The sequence below is a fragment of the Thalassobacterium sedimentorum genome (assembly GCF_031127905.1).
GTDB classification, from domain to species: domain Bacteria; phylum Verrucomicrobiota; class Verrucomicrobiia; order Opitutales; family Coraliomargaritaceae; genus Thalassobacterium; species Thalassobacterium sedimentorum.
Genome location: NZ_JARXIC010000131.1, coordinates 1 through 427 on the forward strand (window position 1 = coordinate 1; position 427 = coordinate 427).

The 427-nt window shown below is 47.1% G+C and carries 1 protein-coding gene; it reads left to right on the forward strand.

Features of this window, described 5'->3' with window-relative positions; all coding sequences use genetic code 11:
• Window positions 1-57: 57 nt before the first annotated feature.
• Window positions 58-315: a type II toxin-antitoxin system RelB/DinJ family antitoxin gene (locus tag QEH59_RS18720; RefSeq protein WP_308986911.1), complete on the forward strand. Its 258-nt coding sequence runs from the start codon at window positions 58-60 to the stop codon at window positions 313-315.
• Window positions 316-427: the final 112 nt, after the last annotated feature.

Here is a 427-nt window from a genome sequence, read left to right on the forward strand (position 1 = left end):
CGATGGTGAGAGAATTGGCAGCTTGACATGTGTTGCATATGCAACACATTCAAAAGTATGAAAACAGCAGCCATTCACAGTCGAATTGACCCGGAAACGAAACAAAAAGCGGAAATGATTCTTCATCGGTTGGGCATGAGCCCAACCGAGGCGATTCGGATGTTTTACACGCAGATCACCCTGCGGAACGGTCTGCCCTTTTCTGTGGAAATTCCGAATGAGGAGACAGAGCAAGCGCTGATGGATTCCCGATCGGGGCACAATCTGGAGCGCTTCGAAAGCGCGAATGACCTTATTGATAGCTGGAAGCAATGAAGCCAGTTATTCAAACCAGCTACTTTAAGAAGGATATCAAACGTCTTAAGAAAAGAGGAAAGGATCTCGATAAACTCGGAGCGATTATACGCCTACTTGCCGCCGATCAAAC

Bases quoted from the DNA above. Each gene is read 5' to 3' on its own strand.
- QEH59_RS18720 (WP_308986911.1), top strand. From the start codon at position 58: ATGAAAACAGCAGCCATTCACAGTCGAATTGACCCGGAAACGAAACAA.